Origin of the sequence: Bdellovibrio sp. ZAP7, from assembly GCF_006874645.1 — a bacterium.
GTDB lineage: Bacteria > Bdellovibrionota > Bdellovibrionia > Bdellovibrionales > Bdellovibrionaceae > Bdellovibrio.
Map to the genome: position 1 here is coordinate 2,683,790 of NZ_CP030082.1, position 21,718 is coordinate 2,705,507.

At 46.0% G+C, this 21,718-nt stretch carries 17 protein-coding genes; 7 read left to right on the forward strand and 10 right to left on the reverse strand.

The window, feature by feature from the left end; all coding sequences use genetic code 11:
• The 5 genes from DOM22_RS12960 to DOM22_RS12980 are packed head-to-tail and all read right to left on the reverse strand — an operon-like array spanning position 1 to position 7,015.
• Positions 1–1,779: an IucA/IucC family siderophore biosynthesis protein gene (locus tag DOM22_RS12960; RefSeq protein WP_246845629.1), complete on the reverse strand. Its 1,779-nt coding sequence runs from the start codon at positions 1,777–1,779 to the stop codon at positions 1–3.
• Positions 1,776–2,705 (reverse strand): GNAT family N-acetyltransferase, encoded by a 930-nt coding sequence (locus DOM22_RS12965; protein ID WP_142700783.1) that lies wholly within the window; start codon positions 2,703–2,705, stop codon positions 1,776–1,778. The genes DOM22_RS12960 and DOM22_RS12965 overlap by 4 nt, the downstream gene beginning before the upstream one ends.
• An 8-nt stretch (positions 2,706–2,713) precedes the next feature.
• Positions 2,714–4,492: an IucA/IucC family siderophore biosynthesis protein gene (locus tag DOM22_RS12970; protein ID WP_142700784.1), complete on the reverse strand. Its 1,779-nt coding sequence runs from the start codon at positions 4,490–4,492 to the stop codon at positions 2,714–2,716.
• Position 4,493: 1 nt separating this feature from the next.
• A complete protein-coding gene (locus tag DOM22_RS12975) occupies positions 4,494–5,696 on the reverse strand; it encodes an MFS transporter (RefSeq protein ID WP_246845630.1) in 1,203 nt (400 codons plus the stop codon).
• A complete protein-coding gene (locus DOM22_RS12980; RefSeq protein WP_142700786.1) occupies positions 5,693–7,015 on the reverse strand; it encodes a PepSY domain-containing protein in 1,323 nt (440 codons plus the stop codon). Before DOM22_RS12980 ends, DOM22_RS12975 begins: the two co-directional genes overlap by 4 nt.
• 162 nt (positions 7,016–7,177) lie before the next feature.
• On the opposite strand from DOM22_RS12980, the gene DOM22_RS12985 reads away from it, so the two are divergent.
• The 3 genes from DOM22_RS12985 (at position 7,178) to DOM22_RS12995 (ending at position 10,829) form a co-directional block, all read left to right on the forward strand.
• On the forward strand, positions 7,178–7,819 hold the full coding sequence (locus DOM22_RS12985) for a hypothetical protein (protein WP_142700787.1): 642 nt from the start codon (positions 7,178–7,180) through the stop codon (positions 7,817–7,819).
• A 123-nt stretch (positions 7,820–7,942) separates the two neighbouring features.
• Positions 7,943–9,601: a hypothetical protein gene (locus DOM22_RS12990; RefSeq protein WP_142700788.1), complete on the forward strand. Its 1,659-nt coding sequence runs from the start codon at positions 7,943–7,945 to the stop codon at positions 9,599–9,601.
• Positions 9,602–10,037: 436 nt separating this feature from the next.
• Entirely contained in the window at positions 10,038–10,829 is a 792-nt protein-coding gene (locus tag DOM22_RS12995; protein ID WP_246845632.1) for a murein L,D-transpeptidase catalytic domain family protein, read from the forward strand.
• Positions 10,830–10,919: 90 nt separating this feature from the next.
• On the opposite strand, the gene lpxC is transcribed toward DOM22_RS12995, so the two are convergent.
• Genes lpxC through ruvC form a run of 5 tightly spaced genes read right to left on the reverse strand, consistent with a single transcriptional unit; the run spans position 10,920 to position 14,972 of the window.
• A complete protein-coding gene (gene lpxC, locus DOM22_RS13000) occupies positions 10,920–11,831 on the reverse strand; it encodes a UDP-3-O-acyl-N-acetylglucosamine deacetylase (RefSeq protein ID WP_142700789.1) in 912 nt (303 codons plus the stop codon).
• Positions 11,832–11,850: 19 nt separating this feature from the next.
• Positions 11,851–12,855: an asparaginase gene (locus DOM22_RS13005; RefSeq protein WP_142700790.1), complete on the reverse strand. Its 1,005-nt coding sequence runs from the start codon at positions 12,853–12,855 to the stop codon at positions 11,851–11,853.
• A gap of 1 nt (position 12,856) precedes the next feature.
• The gene (gene ruvB / locus DOM22_RS13010; protein ID WP_142700791.1) at positions 12,857–13,891 is read right to left on the reverse strand and encodes a Holliday junction branch migration DNA helicase RuvB; all 1,035 of its coding nucleotides are present in this window, start codon (positions 13,889–13,891) and stop codon (positions 12,857–12,859) included.
• Complete coding sequence (ruvA, locus tag DOM22_RS13015) at positions 13,888–14,469, reverse strand: Holliday junction branch migration protein RuvA (protein WP_142700792.1); 582 nt, start codon at positions 14,467–14,469, stop codon at positions 13,888–13,890. The genes ruvB and ruvA overlap by 4 nt, the downstream gene beginning before the upstream one ends.
• Positions 14,466–14,972: a crossover junction endodeoxyribonuclease RuvC gene (ruvC, locus tag DOM22_RS13020; protein ID WP_142700793.1), complete on the reverse strand. Its 507-nt coding sequence runs from the start codon at positions 14,970–14,972 to the stop codon at positions 14,466–14,468. The genes ruvA and ruvC overlap by 4 nt, the downstream gene beginning before the upstream one ends.
• A gap of 60 nt (positions 14,973–15,032) precedes the next feature.
• On the opposite strand from ruvC, the gene DOM22_RS13025 reads away from it, so the two are divergent.
• The 4 genes from DOM22_RS13025 (at position 15,033) to DOM22_RS13040 (ending at position 21,705) form a co-directional block, all read left to right on the forward strand.
• Positions 15,033–15,863: a tetratricopeptide repeat protein gene (locus DOM22_RS13025; protein ID WP_142700794.1), complete on the forward strand. Its 831-nt coding sequence runs from the start codon at positions 15,033–15,035 to the stop codon at positions 15,861–15,863.
• Positions 15,864–16,035: 172 nt separating this feature from the next.
• Complete coding sequence (gene efp / locus DOM22_RS13030; protein WP_142700795.1) at positions 16,036–16,602, forward strand: elongation factor P; 567 nt, start codon at positions 16,036–16,038, stop codon at positions 16,600–16,602.
• Between the two features lie 91 nt (positions 16,603–16,693).
• Complete coding sequence (locus DOM22_RS13035) at positions 16,694–17,746, forward strand: hypothetical protein (protein ID WP_142700796.1); 1,053 nt, start codon at positions 16,694–16,696, stop codon at positions 17,744–17,746.
• Positions 17,743–21,705 carry a translocation/assembly module TamB domain-containing protein gene (locus DOM22_RS13040; RefSeq protein WP_142700797.1) on the forward strand — a complete coding sequence of 1,321 codons (3,963 nt, stop codon included), beginning with the start codon at positions 17,743–17,745 and terminating at the stop codon, positions 21,703–21,705. The genes DOM22_RS13035 and DOM22_RS13040 overlap by 4 nt, the downstream gene beginning before the upstream one ends.
• Positions 21,706–21,718: the final 13 nt, after the last annotated feature.

The window sequence follows — 21,718 nt, forward strand, 5'->3', positions numbered from 1 at the left end:
TTACAGTGCTCCTTTATTCAATCCCAACACAATGGGATTCATAAGTTCGTCACCGACCATGGGGACTGGGCGTTCGTGGGAGTCGGCATAGCCGATCTTGAAACGCACCTTATTTACCAGCACACGAGGCATTTTTTCCGCCAGAAGGTTGACGCTGTCATCCACATTCAGGTTTTTCCCCGTAGTTGAAAGATAATCGCGAAGGACTTCGCCCAGAATTCCGTAAAATTCGTATTCTGAGTATCCATCGCACTCCTGCAAAACTTCCGAGATAAAACGTAGAACCGTGACAAAATGTCCCGTGAACAAATCGTGAATCAAATAATTGCGAGGAAGCTGCAACAAATGGCTCGCCAAGTTAGCAGACTCCTCGACCAGAACAGAACCCTTCGCCACGCGAAGATCACCCTGGAAGTCTTTAATGATCAACCCCACCGGTGCGTGATCTTTAAGTTTCAAAACAATGTTTTGCCCATGGGAAACCAGGCCAATGCCGTATTTCAGTTGCAGGTGGTACAGCGGCACCACGACGACTTCGAAATACTGGCGAAGCCATTGTGACATGGTCAGCCCCGAAGCCTTTACGTAAGCACCCAACAATGATTTTCCATCGGTATCTTTATGGAAGAAACTGCCAGTCAAAACTGAAGTTTCTCCTACACCCGCTTTGGATTCTGCGCACTCTCTCCAGATGGCGCCCAAGTATTCGTGATAACGATATGGAGCCAAAGCCAATTGCCTATAGATCGGATGTTGAAAGCTTACGCCCGCTTTTTCACTTAAGACTTGAACGTTTTTAAGAACGTCGTCTTTCGCGCAGATGTCGTTCATCTTTTGCGACAGCTCACCACCCACTGGAATGTATTTCGCGGCAATACCACGGATGCTGGAAGTATTTAGGATCGTAACTGGAAGTTTGATATCCCAAAGACCTGGACGAGTGACGTTTGAAAGCGTACGAATCGAAATTTGCGGTTGATATTGGTCACCGAAAACTCCCAAAGCTTTGATCACGCCCGTGGAAAGTTCCGCGGCAAATTGAACCTGAATAAAACGATCCCACTGCCATGGGTGAACAGGAACGAAAACGTGCTCTGCCTTGTTGATTTCAAGTTCCGTAAGCTCTTGATTGAAACGTTTTAGTTCCGCTTCATCCATGGACTGCGCCAAAATAACGTCGGTGTTTACTCCTGGCATTTGGGCTGCCAAGGCCGAGTTTTTACGAACTGCCAACCACATCAAACGAATCAAAGGCTGACTTTCAGGTGCAAACTCTGCCAGATCCCCTTCACTCCACGTGATGCGGCCTTTATTCAGCAAAAGTTTGGGATGGCCATTGAGGATTGATTGAATTTTTAGGCCTGACCATTTCGTCATTTCAGTTGAAGTTTGTTCTGCCTGTTTTTGTTCAATGCGCAGGTCCGAAAACAATGTGTTGTGCATTTCTTCTAAGAAGTTCCCCAGAATAATGTCATCCATGCCAGTTTCTTTTTGGCAGTCGATAAAGAATTGGCCTGCGCTTTTGACCGGCATTTTAATGCCGTCAACGACGCGAACGATGGAATCAGCTTCGACTTTGATATCGGTCCAAATCCCCTGCCACCCCTGACAGTGGTATTCGATACCACTTTGCAATGCGAACACGAAATTTTGGCCGTCCGTCGTGGCTGGCTTCAGAATTTGCTCATAGCTAAGCTCCTGAAGGCTTTTCGCCACCAGGTTCTGATTGACCCGCACCCATGCAGATCCAGAATGAAGTGTGTTCGCTTTTAAATTCACAGGAAGTTCCCTAAAAAGAACTTTTCGCGGCGGCATTCAAGAAGGGCTGCACGTTTATGAGGGAAATCAAATTCCTTCACTTTTCTCCATGCGGGGAAAGTCTCAACATAACGAATGATACGTTGATTGTCTGAACGTGGTTCGGCCATGATTTTACGCGTGCGTGGTTCTTCCAGAAACAAGTAATGGCTGGCAGACTTTAGAATCGCGTCAGTATTTTTAAAGCCCAGGTATTCCATGTTTCCGATCAACAAATGGAAACCACGGTCGAAGGCTTCAGAGTCATAGTAAGGACCCAAACGGTCTTCAAGAGTCCAATACATCTCGAAATAACCAACAGGAACACCGTCAAACTCCACGAAGGTTGGAATGGAATGCAGGTCCACCAAACCTTTTTCCAGATATTCTTTAAGTTCTGCTTCTGGTTTTGCTAGTTCCCAAAATTCGTTCACATAGGGTTGATTGTGCCAGAAATGAAAAGTTTTTAGATCACGTTCGACATCGACCACACGGAAACTAATCGTCTTACCAATGCTTGGCACAAAGCGCGAATAAAGCAAATCCCCTGGACGTGGTTGTGGGCGAATGGGATGGTGAACATCGCCAGAATACATCCACTGCTCAGGTTTCAAAGTTTGCGTCCCATACGTGCACCACAATGCTGGGTTTTGATAAAAGTCGGCACGATGCGTGGCTGTTTGATTTACTGAAATCGTTTTAAGTTCCGGCTTATTCACAAACAGATGCTCCATGGCAACCAATGAAGATGCCGGAGAAGTTTCTTTTGCGCTCAGCTGAATTTTCTCGCCACTGTCTTCGATATTAAACTTTACCGTGACTTCAGGTCCTGAAACGGTCAGAACTCCGTCAGCTAGTTCTGCGGTAAAGTTCTTCTTTTCTTGAACATGCAAGTAAGTTTGTTTCATAAATCGTCCTAAGCCTCTGCTGTTATTGCCGCAGCAATGGGATTTTTAATCAGATTGTAAATAGCCAGTGGATTGGCCGTCGTGTTTTCGTTTAAATTTTGCAGACTGCAAGTAAAGTTGCCTTTGTGCCAGATTTCTGCCTGATCCAAAAGATAGTTCAAACAAGACAAGTCCTGCGGATTCGATGCACGAATAGCCAACAAAAAGTTACGCAAATCCATTACCAACTCATCTTCACTCACCCAACCGTCTGCAGCGATCGCGGCAATAACGTTAAAGGTTGAATTGATCATAAGGTAATACGCAAACAGGATATTGCCCTTATCATCCAGAATATTTCCGTTTTCCATTTTTAGGCTGGAAACATCTTTGCCGTACAATGAGAAGCCAAAGTGGCTGTAACCCGTCCCTTGGCAATCACGGAAGTAAGCTTTTTCTGGAAAATTAGCTTTCAGGCTTAAAATCAGATTTTGCTGATGAGCACCCAAAAGAATTCCGTAATTGGCTTGAGCATGCACTAAGGGCTTAACTGCCACTTCAAGATAACGCGCAAACCATTGCTGAGAAATCTCACGCAATGAACGATGAGTTTTTTCAGTTTCCTTACGAATGGCTTTTTGAATCAGGTTTTCACCACCCAAAGGGTTATCCTGAGCCAAAGTCGAAAGCACGACCGCTTCCTCATTGTTATTTTCCGTAAATGGATTTTCACGGCAGACCACAATAGATTCCGTCAAAATTTCGCCAGCCGCATCTTTTAGTGCCATAAATGCAGGTTCAAAGACGATGTGGAATTGCGGATGTTTGCGAGAAAACTCCTGAGCTTTCGAAGTCATAAAAACATCATAAACCTGCAGACCGCGAACCACTTCGACCGGAGTCAGGTGACGAATGGAATTCGTCAACCGCAGGGTTAAAGAAAACTTCATCATATACGGAGAATGCGCCCCATAAATCGAACGCAATGAAGTCGTCGGATACCACTTTTTGTCGGCTTGACCTAAATCAATCAGATCACCCTTTTGCAAATAGCTTTGTACCACCGGATTTTTCACCAGGTGCTGTTTTTGCCATGGATGCACTGGGAACGGAATAAAACCTGCTTTTAACTTAGCGGATGCCTGTTCTGAATTTTCAAAGTCATTTAAGAAAGCATCCAAAGTCCATTGTTCAACGTGGAACTTGTCGGCTTTTTCATTGGCGACCACTTCCGGTTTTGCCAGGAACCAGTTCAAAGCGAAACTTCCTGCCATTTCTGGAGAGTACTGGCGATAGTCGGCCTCATCGAAGCCTTCACGCATTTTCGGATACGGATGAAAGTTATGCCCGATCATCAAACCTTGCTCCGCCTGTTGGAAGTTCATCGGCTCAGAGTAAATGCTTTGCAAGTCCTCTTGACGGTGCCCCAATGCCAGTTCAATGTTTTCCATGCTGTTTTTTAAGCGTTCCAGAAAGACCGCATCATTGCCCAAGCTGTTCGGAAAAATGGTCGTTAAATGTTTCGCCAACTCTGAAGCGACCGTCAAAAAGTCAGCCTCTATCAGAACGCTGTCTTTTTGAATGAAGAATAAAGAATGATATTGATGACGCCCCATCAAAGAACTGCGCGTAAGTGGCAAGTACATGGCCGCGCCATCCTTCAGATTCACCACCAAGGCTTGCTTACAACCTGTCTTAACAGAAATGGCTGCCGGCGCCTCTATAATGGAATAATCAAACCACTCGCGGAAAAGAGAGTTAAAGAAACAAGAAGCTGAATGACGAAGAGAAAGTTCGTGCAAATTCATATTATGCCTCCCCAGCTACGACGGTGCGCTGGCGATAAAGAATGACAATGCTGACCATCATCAGAACAACCAATGACACCAACAGTGTTTCTAAGGAGAATATTTTAATTTTCAAAGTAAAGGCTGCTAAGGCTCCACCCACGGCATAACCGATCGTGTTCGCAGCACTGACGATGCCAGCTTTACGCCCCAAACCCACGTGCTCAGGATCCACCGCCGTCATCAACGTTAAGTAACATGGTGGAACCAAAGCAATCCCGACCGATAAAAACACAATCGCTGTCCAAAGTTGCGATTCCAGGTTCATCACTTGCAATAGAATGGAACCCGCAAGGAGCGTCAACGCCCCCAGAACCAAAGCGCCCTGCCAAGGATTTTTAAAGAACATACGTCCTAAGAATTGAGTGGCGACGGCAATAATAGCACTCACCAACAATAATTTGGCCATCAAGATACCAGAGTCCTGACTGGATAAAGAAAAACTGTGTTTCAGTATCACTGCCAACGATGAATTCAAAATACCGATAAAGCTTGTGAACAAGACGGCTAACAAGAAAACCCAGCGCATGCGATTAAATGCCAAGCCCCACGCAGAGACTCCGGATTCTTTCGCGACAGCAGATTTCATGTGCGGCGCTGGCAAACGAAGAGCCCACACATTCAACGCCAGCAATGCCATAATCCAGAACAAGAATCCTACCAAAACCTGATCCATGTTTTGGCCACCGCTGACCAAAACATAAATCGGCCCTAAGGAGCGACCAATGTTCAAGCTCATGGAGTTTGAGATCATCGCCTTCATCGCAGATTTGGATTCAGACAAATCCACTTGCAAAGCTTGCGCAACCGGCACCACAGCAGAAGCTAACAAACCATAAATCACGCGGCTGATAATCAATACCACCAGCACCGCAACGGGACCGATTTTTTCACCCCATTGAGTCAGTGCCCACAACATCAGAGTGGAAATACCCAGCCCCGCGAGGCCCGCCAGCAAGATCGGTTGACGACCGACCTTATCACTTTTCGCAGCCCAATAAGGAGAAGACCACAAAAACAAGAACGACCCGGCACTGAATGTCGCCACGACCGAGGACAGACTGACGTGCATCGTTTCTGCCAAATATGGCAAAAGCGTGAACAGCAGAATCTGCAGCGCACTGAACGTGATGGTATTAAGGTTCGCCAGGATCGCCAAACTCACGATTTGCCCCTTTTTCCACGCAAGACAACAGCTCCCGTCAAAATCAATGGAATCAAAAGAATGTAACCTGACGCCATGGCAAATGTGCCACCCAAAATAAAGGCTCCAATAATCATGACCGCGGTCACGACAAATAAAACCAAAGGAATTGCAAAACGGTTTTTAAACAAAAGACTATCCGACAGCTTGCGAGTTTCCATGGAAACCCCTTTGACCTGAGTGGCTTTTTTACGTTTGTACCAAATCACCAAACCAAAGATCGGCAGCAACAACGAGAAGATCGAAAAGCCCAACCAGACGATTTTCAAAAATAGCCCGCCGTAATTTCCAAAGTGCAAAGGCTCCGATGCCAAAGTGATCTTCATATACCAAGGGAGCTCACGCACTTCACCTTGAGTTCCCGTTGCGGCATCCACCACCACCAACTGAGTCATGCGCTCCGTTTGTGGCGTGTTCCCCACCATCACCACCAAGAAATGATTCGGCGGAGAGAACTGAGTATCCGGCATGGCGATGTAATCAACTTTTGCGTTCGGCAAAGCTTGTCCAGATGTTTTAATCACTTGATCCAAAACAGAAGCATTGTGGGCATGATCATTGTCACCGTGAATATCTTTGTACTGCTGATTGATTTCTTTCAGTTCCTGATATTGGTAAACTTTAATCAACGTCGAACTGATTCCCAAAAAGAAGCCCGTCGCACCAATAATCAAACCCCAAGCAAAGACACCGATACCGATGTAACGATGCATGTCTGAAAACCAATGACGAGGCGATTTGATGCGAACTTCACCGAAAGCGACTTTCTTGGCGAAGTTTCCATAAATGAAAAATCCCGAAAGCATCACAAAGAAATACAGCAAACCAATAAAACCCACATACATTTTCCCGTAAGAACCCAAGAAGAACTCACGGTGCAGTTTTAGCATCCAGTCCATGAAAGAACTTTTGCCGGCTTCCGCGTTCAACTCTGCACCGGTGCGCGAATCAAACATGAGCTTGCGGGCCCCACGGAACATTTTGGAATCGTTCATCCCCAGGCGCACATTTACGATGTTTTCGTGTTCGTCGTCTTTGAAAACAGCAAGAGGTCTTTCGCCGGGAAATTTCTTAAGAACATCCGACAACAAAGTCGAATACGACATTGAAGTCTGTTCCGCAGGCACAGCTACCGTCTCATGAACGGAACCTTCAACTTCTTCTTTGAAAAGTAAAATCGAACCACTGATGCTAAGAAAAATGAAATGCACGGCCACGAAGAGACCGAGATAAATATGGGCTTTGTAAAAGAATCGGAAGGCTTTTGTTTTTAATGTCATACGTATGGGTGAAATAGGTAACACACAGAGTGAAAAACCACAAAAATTTGACCTTTGTGAGGAGTTGTTGAAAACCTATTGGGAAGATATTTTCTGAGTGTCAAAATACCTGACAGCGCGACATAAATTGCCAAACATTTGTGAACTTGTTTTACTTTAAAAATGAAGAAACAGAAGGCTATTCAGGCCATCGAACAAGAAGGAATTTTGCTGGTGTACCCAATTAAAAACAGTCCGGAACCGGATTCGTTATGGGCCCACCTGTGGCCTCGATCCAAGATGGTTTGGGAGTGGGATGCTGATGCCGATCACAAGGTTTCTGACCTGTGGCTTTTGAAAGAGGAACTTTCTCGCTCTGGCAAAGTCGTCTATGCAAAATGGTACCAGAATCGTGCGACGTTTTTCTCTCAAGAAGCTTTTGTGAATATGCTGGCTTTTCAACGCAGCGAGGCCCCCCTTTCTCCGAACAGCCAAGTCATCTTGGAGGCCCTGGAGATGGACTCCCCCTTATCGACGAAGCAGCTGAAGGAAATCGCCGATCTGCAGGGCCGAGATATGGAATCCACCTACAACCGCGCGATGAAAACCTTGTGGCAACGCCTTTTGATTGTGGCTTTTGGTGAAGTTGAGGACTCGAGTTTTCCATCTACTGCGGTGGGTGCAAGCCGAACACTGTTTGAGCCGCTTTGGGAGCAGTCTTTGGCGATTTCCCCTGAAAAAGCAGAGGCTTACTTGATCAAAAAGTTAGGCGTCGAAAACAAATTTTGGAAGTTCGCCAAGAAAATTCAAGCTACCAAAACGTAATGTATACTAAAGATGCCATGAAAGTTCTGCAAATCCACAAATCCGATTGAGTTTCCAGAGCCAAACTCCATAGTTCGCGCTATAAACGGGCCCTCTTTTTCGCCCTTGAACTATGGAGTCAAAATGAAATCAACATTAGCATTGTTCTTACTCGTGTTGGGATCTACTGCCACAACATCAGTCCAGGCTGGCGCCCGCGACTGGCGCATCACTCAGCCCGCTTGGACTGAAGAACACGAATATCAATTCGGTCAGTTCGTTACTAAATTGGGAAATGCCGTTGAGAATCGCCGCTGTGCTACTGTGACGGAATGCCTGAACAGCCCAGCCAATATGTTTTACGGAACAGATCCAGGTGGACTTAAATTCTTCGCAGACTGCGCGGATCTTCCTTACTATCTTCGTGCTTACTTTGCCTGGAAAAGTGGTCTGCCATTTTCTCAAGCGACAGGTTTCACTGCAAATCCAGCAGGACCTGAAGACTTCAACAAAGACATTCGCTATTCCACAAACGGTAACTCCGTTAAGTATCGCAAAGATGTTTTGACGAAGAAAAATGCTTTACGCCGTCCGGTTTATCCTGACGCTGTTAGCTTTTTGAATTCTGATTTGATCAACACTGTATCGACAGCGGCTTACCGGATGATCGGTGATGTTCAGGGTGCCACATATTCTGATTTCTATCCTGCTCGCTTGGACCGCGTGGGTATTCGCCCAGGGACCGTGATTTACGATCCAAATGGTCACGTGGCGATCGTTTACCGTGTGACAGAAGCGGGCCGCGTTTTATACATCGACGCTCACCCTGACAACACTTTGACGATGGGTCTTTACACTTCTAAATTTATGCGTTCGATTCCTGGCCAAGGTGCCGGGTTTAAAAACTTCCGCCCTTTGCAATTGGTGGGCGCTGATATGGATAACGGCACTTACATCGGTGGCCGTATCGAGGCCGCCGACAACAGAAACCTTGCCGCTTACGGAACTGAACAGTACTACGGCAACGCCCCAGATCCAGGCGGCGATTGGAAAAAAGGTCAGTTCGTTTTCAAAGGCCAAGTCACTAACTACTTTGAATACGTCCAATTGAAACTGACTAATGGTGAACCCGTCATCGATCCTCTTTTGGATATGAAATTCGAAGTGATTGATATTTGTTCTTCATTAAAGGACCGCGTGGCAGCTGTGGAAATGGCAAGACGCGAAGGCATTCCTTTGAAACAACATCCGGATCGTCTGCCAGTGAATATCTTTGGCGCGACTGGTGAGTGGGAGTCTTACGCCACTCCTTCTCGTGATGCCCGTCTAAAAACATCATTCGTGGATATTTTGAATCAAGCGCAAAAAGCGATGAAGAAATATCGCGCCGGCGATCGCACGCTTCGCTATAACGGCGGAAACTTGGCGAAAGATCTTTTTGCGGTTTATGCGCAGGAAGCAACGATGTGTAAGTTCTCTTACACGACTTCAAATGGCCAAACTTTGTTGATGAATCTTGAGGCCGCCCGCCAAAGACTTTTCAACATGAGCTTCGACCCGTACCACTGCCCGGAAATGCGCTGGGGTGCTCGTAAACCACAAGAGCTTCAATCTTGCACGGATGATCAAAACAAACGTGCATGGTTCGACGCCGAAAGATGGTTGCGCAACCAAACAGATCGTCGCTATGACGTGCGCATGGACTACACTGTTGATCAATTGGGCTCGGGCCCAAAACCTGGTGTGGGAGCACAAACGGCGCCTGATATCGACATCGTCACTTACCTAAAATCCCAAATGTAAAACACTTTTATTGAAATCCCTGCTGGTTGTAGCGCGGGGATTTGGCGGAAGCGAAGAGGAGCCCTCTGCATTCCGCGACACGCCATCCGGGCTCACCGTCGCCGGCTTTGCCGGTTCGCGCATCCTGCGCCGACGGAGGTCGCTGCATGCAGAGGGCTCCTCTTCGCTTCCGCCAAATTTCGGTTTCATTCATTGGGAATTTCAAAAAAGGTGTGAGTGTCCTGAGGTTGCTTGACGCTTTGCTTTGTTTACGGTGGGTGTGAGATGGCACTTGGACGTTTTGAGGGGTGTTTCACTGGGTGTTCTTGCAAGTGTGCAATTAAAGTCGTGGAAAGTATGCAGAATTTACTTTGCGTGGTTGATTCTTCGGTTTTTCGCTTCTATATCCTCGAATAACGCACCAAATTTTGAACTGTCAGTATATCCGGGGGGATCTGTGAAAGTACAATTCGCTCTAATTATATGTGCCTTAGTTTCTCTGATGACGACGACTGCGATCGCAGCTCCTTCTTCAGCTGTGATGGCTAAAATTATATCTCAAGGCGTTCCCACAGATGCATTGGATCGCATGGTTCGTTTCTTGGACGAAAACCATGGTCGCTCTTTCCAACAGAGCACTTATGATTGCGCAAAATGGCCTGACAGCATCAGACCTTGTGACGATTCTGAACGTCGCCCGACAACATCCGTGGTAACTTTGGAATATCCGGAACTTGTATCTATCATCGACTTCACTCAGGCCTCCACGTCTCGTCGTTTCTTTTTAATCAACTTAAGAACCGGCGATGTGATTCGTTATTACGTGGCTCACGGCAAGGGTTCTGGCAGCAGCAATTACGCGACTAAGTTTTCAAACATCAAAGATTCCAAACAAACCTCACTGGGCTTTTATCTGGCGGGCGGAGTTTACTCCGGCTCCTATGGCAAAACTTTGCGCATGTACGGCCTTCAACCCTCCAACGATCAAGCTTATAACCGCGACATCGTTTTGCACGGCGCTTGGTATGTGGGTGAAGACTTCATCAACTCTAAAAATCCTAAAACAGGCCAACCCTTCGGTCGTTTGGGAGTAAGCTGGGGATGCCCTGCTCTTTCATTGGCAATGGCTTCTAAAGTAATTCCACAACTGCAACAAGGCAGCGTGATCCTGCACTACCATAAAGATCTGATGGAAGCCGCAATGACCGGCAACGAAGTTTCAGTAAACGAACCAACTAAAAAGAAATAATAAAAAAGGCGCTCCCAAAAGCGCCTTTTTTTATTTTCAAATTTCGAATTTTACTTCGGCACCGGCAACCGCATGCATCACAACAAACTCTTATCTAGCGTCGAGTGTCCAACCGGAGAATCTTTGAACCTCTTCTGAGATGTCGGCGCCCAGTTCTACGTGGCGGTATGATGTTGGGGAATCCCAGATCTTTTTAACCAGCTTGTTCATAACGTCGTGGCCTGCTTTGTAAAGTACCACATGACCCATCATCGGCATTTCCAAAGTCACTAGGTCTCCCAAGGCGTCCAAGGCTTTGTGACGAACGAATTCGTCAGCCCAGCGCAAACCATCGGGATTGATCACTGCCTCGCCGTCAAGGACGATACAGTTATCCAAGCTGCCACCTTTTGCCAGGCCGCGGGCCTGCAAGGCTTCAACGTCTTTTAAGAAACCAAAAGTACGGGCGCTCGCGATATCACGACCAAAAGATTGCTCATTGATATCCAGGTCGATCGTTTGTTTACCAATTTTAGGATGAGGGAAATCAATCGTCACTGTCACACGCAGGCCGTGGTATGGCACCACGTAGGCGTGCTTTTCACCTTCGCTGAAATAGATCGGCTCTGTGATGTAGCAATACTTACGAGGCTGATCTTGCTCGACGATGCCGACGTCCAGCAAAGCTTTTAGAAACTCTCCCGCACTGCCATCGCAGATGGGGATTTCCGGTCCGTCTAATTCAATAAAAAGATTATCAATACGAAGAGCCGACAAAGCCGACAAACAGTGTTCGATTGTTGCTACCGAAAACGCCTCGCCACCGATTGTGGTTTGATGACTGGTTGCCTGAACATTTTTAGCAGTGACTTTAAGTGAAGGCGAACCCGGCAAGTCCTTACGAATAAAATAAACGCCAGTATCTGGTGGAGCTGGACGGAACGTCAGCGTGCACGCATCCCCAGAGTGGATACCAATACCGTTTACCATTGTTTTTTTACGAATCGTTTTTTGTAAGAACATGAAGCTAGTTTATCACTAGCTACTGGGGCTTAGCAATGCGTAAGGTGCCGACCATATCACCCTTCCAATTGGTGATGTGAGGCTGAGTGAATTTTGAGAGAGCCTTGCCTTCATCCAGATTCATTCCACCCAAATGCAATAAAACCTGTGAGGCCGCAAACTGAGCCGCGCGACCCGCGCCATCAGCGACTTTCAGGGCGAAGGCTACTTTTTTATCAGGCAGAAAGCCTGCAAAAACGCCCTCAGCTCCACCTTTAATTATGGCACGACCCTGTGTCTTTTGAATCACACTTGTGGCGAAATCGTCACTACCAGCGATGTAAAAAGGATTGCTAGTCACCACGCGAGTCAGACGTTGGGCCGCTTGTTTTCGGCGCTCGTTTGTATGCTGATTGATGAATGTCGACATACCGATAGCAATCGCCTGCAATGGCACAGCATAGGTCTGAATTCCGCAGCCATCAATGCCTTCAGGAATTTTTCCATGGTCCACTTTCATCGTTTCCGTCAAAATATTACGCAATCTTTTTTGAGCGGCGTGATCGTGTTTTTCATAGCCGTGATAATCTTCACCCAAATGCAGACAGGTTGAAATCAGTGCGAGATGTTTTCCAGCACAGTTATTACAAAACGCCGTGGGCTTTTTATTATGACGGATGAATTCGTGAGCAGCGGCCTCGTTGTATGGCAGATGCGGACCACAGGCCAGCGCACTTTCTGCAACACCGATTTTGTGAGCCCACGCGGACAAGGCTTCCAAATGCTTAGGCTCGCCTCGATGGGAAGCACAAGCTAGCGCCAACCATTCATCTTTTAATTCAAATTTATCTGCAGCACCGGATTCAATCAAAGGCAATGCTTGAAGCATCTTGATCGCACTGCGCGGATAGGTGGCGTAATTGGTATTACCCCACCCATGCAAAAGATGACCAGCTTCGCTCACCACAGCCACCATGACTTGATGAACACTCTCGACCACATGTCCTCTGAGGACTTCGACGACGAGAGGCTGTCTTGTAAGCATATTAATTCTCCGCTTGGATGATTTCTAAAACTGATTTTTTTGCAGATTCAGTGATCACGCGACCGCGTTGAGTTTTTTGAATGAATCCTTCCTGGATTAGGAATGGCTCATACACTTCCTCAAGAGTGTCACGCTCTTCACTGAGCGCAGCAGCTATTGTATCAATACCTACGGGCCCGCCGGAATATTTTTCTTGGATCAGGCTCAAAATACGACGGTCCATAAGATCCAAGCCGTGCTTATCAACCCCTAGCTGATCCAGAGCATATATCGCAATTTCTTGAGTGACGACGCCATTGCCTTTTACTTGTGCATAATCACGAACTCGCTTTAACAGACGATTCGCAATACGAGGCGTTCCGCGCGCACGACGAGCCACTTCTGCGGCTCCATCATTGTCAATGTCCACATTCAGCTTACGAGCCGATCTGATCAAGATTTTTTGAAGGGCTTCTTTGTCATAAAACTGAAGTCTTTCTACAATCCCAAAACGATCACGAAATGGAGGATTTAATAGTCCCGCTCGAGTTGTCGCTCCCACCAATGTGAAAGGAGCCAACTGAAATTTCATTGAGCGAGCACCCAAACCATCACCCGTAACGATGTCGATGTAATAGTCTTCCATCGCCGTGTAAAGATACTCTTCCACATGACGGCTTAAGCGATGAATCTCGTCGATAAAAAGGACAGAGTTTGGCTTAAGAGAAGTCAGGATCGCCGCCAAATCACCTTTTTTGTCGATCGCAGGAGCTGATGTCATTTTGATATCAGAACCCATGTCGTTCGCAATGATTTGCGCAAGTGTTGTTTTGCCCAAACCTGGAGGACCTGAAAGCAAAACGTGATCCAAAGGTTCACCACGGAACTTTGCAGCCGCCACGAAAACTTTGATTTTATCTTTTACGATGTCTTGTCCGGAAAACTCAGCGAAATCCTGGGGACGCAATTCGTTTTCCCAAGCCTTCTCACCGCCACCACCGCTGGCGCTTTCAGTGATTTCATCCTCTAAAATACTGCCTTCGATAATGCGACTCATGACAAGTTTCCTGACAATGTTTGGAAGCCTTTTTTCACACCCTCTTCAACCGTGATAGTCATCGGAAGAGTAGAAACGAATTGATCCACCAATTGAGATTTGTAACCCAAGTTTAAAAGAGCCGAAGTGATTTGCGTCAAAGATTCAGACTTGGCTTTGCTGCCTTCATCGATGGATACCAATTTGCCTTTTAAGGTCAAAATGATTTGCTCTGCCGTTTTTTTACCGACTTTAGGCAAACCTGAAAGAGCTTTGGCATTTCCAGCTTCAATCATTTCCTGAATCTGTGCGGGACGACCGCCAGACAAAATGCTCAACGCCATTTTTGGACCGACACCGTTTACTTTTAGCAAAGACAAAAACAGATTTTTTTCTTCTTTATCGTGAAAGCCGAAAAGAGTCAGAGCGTCTTCGCGCACGTGCGTGTGAATCCAGACGATGATGTCTTTACCAAGCAGTGTTGTAAAGTCACCCAACGTACTGGCAGATGCCAACACTTCGTAACCCACACCTTGAACGTCAATCAGAGCTGAATCATTCAATACTTCAATAATTTTACCGCGCAAATAACCGATCATATACTCACCGCTCTTTGTATAACTGCGTTCTTTTTCATTTCAAAGGCATGGTAACAAGCCATAGCCAGAGCATCCGAGGCGTCGATGCGATTGATAACTTTAATATTTAGCATCGCCTTTAAAACAGCCTGCACATCTTCTTTCGTTGCAGCACCGGTGCCCGTGATACCTTTTTTAACCGAGCGAGTGGCGTACTCAGAAACCGCGGCTTTTCCCAGGCCGGCTTCGTACATGATCACTCCCCGTGCGTGACCTAATTTAAAAGCACTGTCTGCGTTTTTACCCAGAAAGATTTTTTCGATCACGACTTGTTGAGGACGATACTTTTCCATCACTTCACGAAAAGCAGAACCAAGCTCTGCCATACGCACAGGAAACTCCTGAACAGCATCAAGCAAAATCACGCCATGATTGATGTGCTCAATCTTGCCATTGCTGATGCGAACCACACCGAAGCCTGTAATGCGGGAACCGGGGTCGACCCCAAGAATCGTCAAACTCATACTTTTAATTTCATTCCGAACGTATTGCTAAGTCAATGAATGTGCACTAGAATCTGACGTATGCCGAAGATTGAAGCAAGCGCGATCGAAAAATATCAGAACATCCTCGCAAAGGATCCGACCTCTCAGGTCTTCGCCCCTCTGGCGGAAGCTTATAGAGAAATGGGACTGATGAAAGAAGCGCTGCAAGTTGTGACTGCGGGCGTTCAACGCCATCCGCAATTTGTCGGAGGATTGGTCACATACGCTAAAATTTTGCGCGATGCAGGCCAAATCAGCCGCGCGATTGAAGCCTTGAAAAAGGCCACAGGCTTGGCTTCCGAGAACATTTTGGCGCATCAACTTTTGGCCGAACTACAATTGACGAACAAAAATCCCAAAGAAGCTTTGAAGGCTTTTAAGATGGTTTTGTTCTTAAATCCTAACTCTCAATCCGCACAAAAAGCCGTGCAAAAACTGGAATCTCTGACGGCGGATGAGTACGACGAAGAAGTATTTTCGATGGAAAAACTTCCGGCGGTTAACTTGGATGCTCCAGTGATTGAAGCCACTTATCCGGGCACCAAAACCGGTGCGGCCACGGAAGTTTTCAAACCTCAACCGGTGCCTAGAAATAAGGCTTTTGAGCGCATGTTATCGCTAATTGACGCGTTCATTGTGCGCAACGATCTTGAAAAAGCTCACGCACTTTTAAAGGACACACGTGTTGAATTTGGCGATCATCCGGAGATTCAACGTCGAATGAAGACGCTGCAAGTTCGTTATAATGAACCTGACGAGCCAGTTCCCCTCAAACCACTTCTTCCGCGCGACGAAATGGTTCGCCAAAGAAAGATCGAAACCCTTCAGATGATGCTTCGCAAAATCGAAGACTACCGCTCCCTTATTTGACATTTCCTAAGTGAATTAGGCATATTAACGTCTTTGCATCGCAAAACAGAAGCGATATCAAAAATGCCAGCGCAAGGCGCGAAGAGGAGGCGTACTCCTGTACGTCGACGATGAGCAACGCAGTCGATGGTATTTTTGAGATCGCTTCCTAGCTTTATAAAGAGGTATTAGAATGTACGAAACATCAGATTTCCGTAAGAACTTGAAAGTAATGGTTGAAGGCAAACCTTACGTAATCGTGGATTTCCAACACGTGAAACCAGGCAAAGGCAATCAATTCACTCGCACTAAATTGAGAAACATGCTGACAGGCCAAAACCTTGAAGTCACTTTCAAATCTGGCGAGAAATTCGAAGTACCTAACGTTGAAAACAAAGAAATGAACTTCTTGTATAAAGACGACACGGGTTACAATTTCATGTCGAATGAGACTTACGAGCAAATCGCTATGTCTGACGAAGACCTTGGCGACTCTAAGTACTATCTAACTGAAGGCCTTAAAGTTGTGGTTCTTTTCTACAATGAAAAAGCTGTTGCTGTAGACGTTCCAAAAGCTGTGAATTTGACAGTTGCTAAAACTGACCCAGGTATCAAAGGTGACCGTGTCACTGGTGCCACTAAGCCAGCTATCATGGAAACTGGTTTGTCTGTTGGCGTTCCTTTGCACATCAATGAAGGCGATGTTTTGCGCATCGATACTTCTACTGGTGACTACGTAGAACGCGTCAGCCAAAAATAGTTCCTAACGCAAGATATTAAGTCTCCGCAAATACTCGTTTTTATTTCAAACTAGACGAGTAATTCTGTTTAATCAGAGCGGAGGCTTTTTTTTGTCTATTTTTGTTGAGTTGGAAATTCAAAATTTACTCAACGAGACCAGCGATCTCGACGAAGTCGCTGTACGATTGATCTCTAGTTTAGAGTCCTCCCCTGATCAAATTTCCTTAGACAATATCAATGCCCTGGCGCGATTTTTAAATCACAGCGGTCGTTATTTGCAGCTCGCAGAATTCGTGATCAAAAATATCGACAATGAAAACTTTCCGATTCCTTGGCCTTACTTCATGGAAGCTTTGGGACATGCGACCATCACTTTGGATGAAAAAGTCATCAACGCATTGATAGAAGGTATTCAGGAAAGTGAATCTGAAAACGAAGCAGCCCGTTCAGCCGCTTTAAATAAATATTCTCCCCTGCTGGGCGAATGGCGCTCGAATCGCAAGTACCGTATTCACAAAGATTTCCTAAGCAATAAGAAAAATCTTTTGGATCAATTGATTACTTTGCGCACGCAGCAGCTGTATGAACAAGAAAAAGTTTTACTGGCTCGTCTGCAAAAGCTTTATCCTGGAGACAGTGATGTGGCGCACGAGGTGCGCGAGCACCGCCAACGTCATGCTTTGGAAATTTTAGCGCGCAGATCTCCGCGCGCCCGGGATCCAAAACCGGAAGAGCTTTCTCCGAAAGATCCTGAAGTTGAAAAGGTTCTTTTGATTCTGTTGCAGTCACTGCGAGATCACGCAGAAGAAATGCCAGAGATGGCTTTTGATTTTGCTATTGCAGCTTTTATGTTTGAGGGATTTGAGACAGCGCTGGATATTTTACAATTCTGTGAAAACTCAGAAAGTGTCGCATGGTTCCGGCTGGAAGTTCTGCTGCAGTGTCGCCGCTTTATTGAACTCTTAAATGAAATTGCCCACGTGGAGCTGGCTTACGCCCATGAACCAGAAACATTCTTTGCAACCGCGTATTTGCGTGCACAAGCAATGTGGGGCATAGGACAAAAACATACTGCCGTTGAAATCCTGGAAGGCTTACTTGCCTCACGTCCGCACTATCGTGCTGGTAGCGCACTCTTGAGTATTTGGAGTGGTGGCCAGTGAAGCGTGTCTTTTGGATTCTTATCACTCCCACTTTAGGTTTTCTGATTCTTTGGGGTCTGGGGAATTGGTTTATCATCCCGCGCCTGGAAGTATGGGCTTTGCAAGAACTGCAAAACTATTCCAAAACTTCTTTACCCATGGAAGTTCAAGCAGATCGCTTGCGCATTCGTGTCCTCCGTCCGTCCCTGGCATTAGAAAATATTCGCATCCTTCCTAAAGGTGAATTTGCCAAGGTGACTGAAGTGGTTCGTGTTGCCCGCGCGAGCATTCACTTGGATTTCTTTTCGCTTTTAGGTGGCCGCTTGAATCTGTCAGCTTTGATGATTGATGCCCCTGAGACTGCAATCAATATCGATCCATTGATGAAAAAGGATTCAAAGCCTGAACCCTTGCCATTGGACGATATCTTTGCGATTACGGAAAAAATTCCTCTCCAAAAAATCTTACTGAACAATGTGCATGTTTTGGTGACCTCCGAAAAACTGGGCTTCAACATCGAAGCCAGCAACAGTGGTTTGCTTTTGACGAACATGGGCCGCAACATCACCGCCAAACTTGATACTCCGACATTGGCGGTATCTTTGAAAAAAGTGGGCCAGTTCTCGGGCTCCCTGGATTCTCATCTTTACCTTACTCGTCAGTCCTTGCGCGTTCTGCAACTCGGGGTCCGCCTGGATGAATCTGAATTTGTCGCTCGTGGTGAATTGACGGATTTCAAAAACGTGACACTGAAACCTTCAGGCGTCATCAATTTGTCAGCGAAAGTATCGTTGGCAGATATTTATAAAGAACTGCAGGATTTAAAACCGACAGTTTCTGTCCCAAAACTTGCCGGGACGTTGGATACCGAGATTGAAACGCGCTTTAATGGCCTGTCTGATATCAACGCCAAGGCGGATATCACGACTCACAGCCTGAACGTCGGAAAATTTGAATTGGGTGACGCCCATATTGAAGGCGAATATAAAAACAAAGCTTTCACGTTCTCTGAAGTTACCGTTAATCATCCGGCTGGAAAAGCGCTGTTGAATAAATCCCAGTTTCAGTTGAATGAAAACTACGATTTCAAATCCGTGGTTAAAGTTGAAACTTTGGACTTACAAAAACTTTTCGCTTCGCTGGATTTAAAAAGCATTCCCGTGGGTTTGCAAATGCAAGGCGTGCTTCCGTGCTCGGGTCACATTCTGCCGTCCTTCCAGGTTACTTGCGAAGATGGCGAACTGACAGGTCAAAACCTTTGGGTGAAATCAGAGAACAACTCCAAGGGTATGGAAATCGTGAACCTTAAAAACTTTAAGGTGACGGGTAAAACGCAAGTAACGATGGATGCGGTGACTTATGATACGAACCTTGCCATCGGCAGCAGCGTTGGTACCAGTGACGGTGTGATCGATTTCCACAAAGGTTTTAAGATCAATTATAAAACCAAGAAATTGGATATGAAAGATATCCAAAATCTGGCGCACTTAAGAATGACCGGTAATGCCAGCATAGAGGGTTCGACTCAAGGTGACTCGAATACAGCCACCATGGACATGAGCCTCAATGTTCGCGATTTTATTTTTGAAGATTTCAATCTTGGTAACGTGATCAGCAATGTGAAACTAATAAAAGGTCACTTGCTATTTGAAAATATTGCAGGCGCCCAGAATAAAACACAATATATCGGCGATTTGGATATTGATTTAAGTCACGACCATCTGGTGGGAACTTTTAGTGCTCCGACGGCGGATCTGGATGATATCGCGACGATCCTGGAAGGTATCTATAAATTCCCACTGACAGTTGCGGGAACTGGAGCTGCCAAAGCCACGGTTGAAGGTCCTTTGAATTTCTGGAGATTGAATTATTCTTTGGATTCGGCCTTCAAAAATGTTTCTGCTGGCGGCGAAAACTTTGATCAAATGCACTTTAATGTCGATGCCACAAACGGCAACATCAAGACCCGTAAAGTTCAGCTTTTGAAAAACAACTCGGTTGCGACTGTGACTGGCGGAATTAGCAACGAGAAGATTTTGAATCTAATCGTTGATGCGAAAAATTGGCGTTTGGAAGAATCCGACACGATCAATCGTATTACGACGAACATGTACGGCTCCCTAAATGCTTCCGCAGAAATTAAAAACTCTTTTAAAGACGCCCGCGTGAACGTTAAGGGTGCTTTGACGGAAACAGTTCTGGAAGATCAGGAATTGGAAAACTCAGCATTCCAAATGCACTTGGATGCAAAAAGCCTAGGTGGTCAGTTAAGCCTATTTGGTGATAAAGTTCAGGGTGAATTCCAATATCCTTTTGAAAATGCCACGCCACTAAAAATCCAAATGAAGACCAATCAGTGGACCTTCTCTTCCCTGCTTGCTTTAATCGGCGGAGCAAATCTGGCGAACGAGTACGAGTCTTCTTTGACTTCGACGATTGATCTGCGTTCCGAATCTGGGGATTTGTTTAAATCCACGGGCAAAATCCTGATTCAAAATTTCTATTTGAAACGTGGTAATTCCAGCGTTTCAAATACGGGGCCGATCGAAATCATCGCAGACAACGGCAATACTTCATTTAAGAACTTCATGCTGCGTGGCCCACACAATACGATTAAAATCACAGGTTCTAATTTTACTGCTGATCGTTTGAACATGAATATAGATGCCAAGGCGGACTTGCGCTTGTTGCAAATCTTTACTCCCTTCCTGGATGATTTGGGCGGCCCCTTACGCATGTCTGCGAGTGTCTCCGGAAAAGTTACGAAGCCTGAAATCTTGGGTACGGCAAACTTAAATAATGCCTTTGTGAAACTGAAAGGCTTCCCACACCCTTTGGAAAGACTGCAGGCGAATGTTTCTTTCTCGCAAACTCGTATCATCATCAACGAAATCAAAGGTCAACTGGCTGGCGGTTCCGTCACGGGTGACGGCAGTGTCATCATCAATGGTGTCAGAGATTTGCCGACATCTGTGCGCGCACATCTTGAGAATGTTTCGATGAATGTACCAGACCGCGTGCACACGACAGGTGATGCAGATCTTTTGTTCTCTGGAAAATGGTTCCCGTTTGTATTGTCCGGAACTTACCGCGTGAATGGCGGGATTTTTGAAAAAGAGTTTATCGAAGGCGGCGCCAGCGTTTCCAGCATCCAACAGAGCGCCTACCTGCCTAAAGTTTTGCGCGAAACTCAGTTCGAACCTGTTTTATTGGATTTGCAAATCAATCTGGAAAGACCACTGCCTGTGAAGAACTCCATGTTCGATGGAACTGTCACCGGCAATATCGCCGTCAAAGGACCACCAACCAATCCGGTTCTTTTGGGTAAAATCACCACGGAAAGACGTTCTAAAATTATCTTTAAAGACCGCCAGTTTGATATCTTGACTGCGAACGTGGATTTCACGGATCCAACGCAGATCAACCCCAATCTGTATGTATCGGCAACTTCTCGTATCAACGAATACGACGTGCAGTTGTTTGCTCAAGGCCCAGCTAAAAATCCGACGATCAAACTGACAAGTATCCCGCCTCTTTCTGAACAAGACATCGTTTCTTTGATTGCCCTGGGCGTGACTTCTCAAAGTATGGCAACGACGGGTCAGTCGAAAGCCCTGGCAGATCAAGCCGGTTTGGAAGTTGCCGGAGGAATCTTGGCTGGTGAAATCAATAAGCCTCTTGAAGCCACGGGTTTCAAATTCGGCGTAAGCTCCCAGTACGATTCTACTCGTAATATCAGCGTTCCTAAGATCACTTTGACTCGTCGTTTGACCGATAAAATGAAAGTGTCTGGCAGCCGTCAAGTGGGTGACGTTTCTGGTTACGATGTGAAACTTGAATATCTTTTGAATCCGAACTGGACAGCGGTCGGTTCGTTCGAAAATAAAAACATGTACGACAACAATACTTTGCAAAATACTCCTTCAGAAACTGAAAGTATTTTCGGACTTGATCTTGAATTTAAACGGGAGTTCAAATGATCCGGACTCTCGT

Bases quoted from the DNA above. Each gene is read 5' to 3' on its own strand.
- DOM22_RS12965 (WP_142700783.1), bottom strand. From the start codon at position 2,705: ATGAAACAAACTTACTTGCATGTTCAAGAAAAGAAGAACTTTACCGCA.
- DOM22_RS12970 (WP_142700784.1), bottom strand. From the start codon at position 4,492: ATGAATTTGCACGAACTTTCTCTTCGTCATTCAGCTTCTTGTTTCTTT.
- DOM22_RS12980 (WP_142700786.1), bottom strand. From the start codon at position 7,015: ATGACATTAAAAACAAAAGCCTTCCGATTCTTTTACAAAGCCCATATT.
- DOM22_RS12985 (WP_142700787.1), top strand. From the start codon at position 7,178: ATGAAGAAACAGAAGGCTATTCAGGCCATCGAACAAGAAGGAATTTTG.
- DOM22_RS12990 (WP_142700788.1), top strand. From the start codon at position 7,943: ATGAAATCAACATTAGCATTGTTCTTACTCGTGTTGGGATCTACTGCC.
- lpxC (WP_142700789.1), bottom strand. From the start codon at position 11,831: ATGTTCTTACAAAAAACGATTCGTAAAAAAACAATGGTAAACGGTATT.
- DOM22_RS13005 (WP_142700790.1), bottom strand. From the start codon at position 12,855: ATGCTTACAAGACAGCCTCTCGTCGTCGAAGTCCTCAGAGGACATGTG.
- ruvB (WP_142700791.1), bottom strand. From the start codon at position 13,891: ATGAGTCGCATTATCGAAGGCAGTATTTTAGAGGATGAAATCACTGAA.
- ruvA (WP_142700792.1), bottom strand. From the start codon at position 14,469: ATGATCGGTTATTTGCGCGGTAAAATTATTGAAGTATTGAATGATTCA.
- ruvC (WP_142700793.1), bottom strand. From the start codon at position 14,972: ATGAGTTTGACGATTCTTGGGGTCGACCCCGGTTCCCGCATTACAGGC.
- DOM22_RS13025 (WP_142700794.1), top strand. From the start codon at position 15,033: ATGCCGAAGATTGAAGCAAGCGCGATCGAAAAATATCAGAACATCCTC.
- efp (WP_142700795.1), top strand. From the start codon at position 16,036: ATGTACGAAACATCAGATTTCCGTAAGAACTTGAAAGTAATGGTTGAA.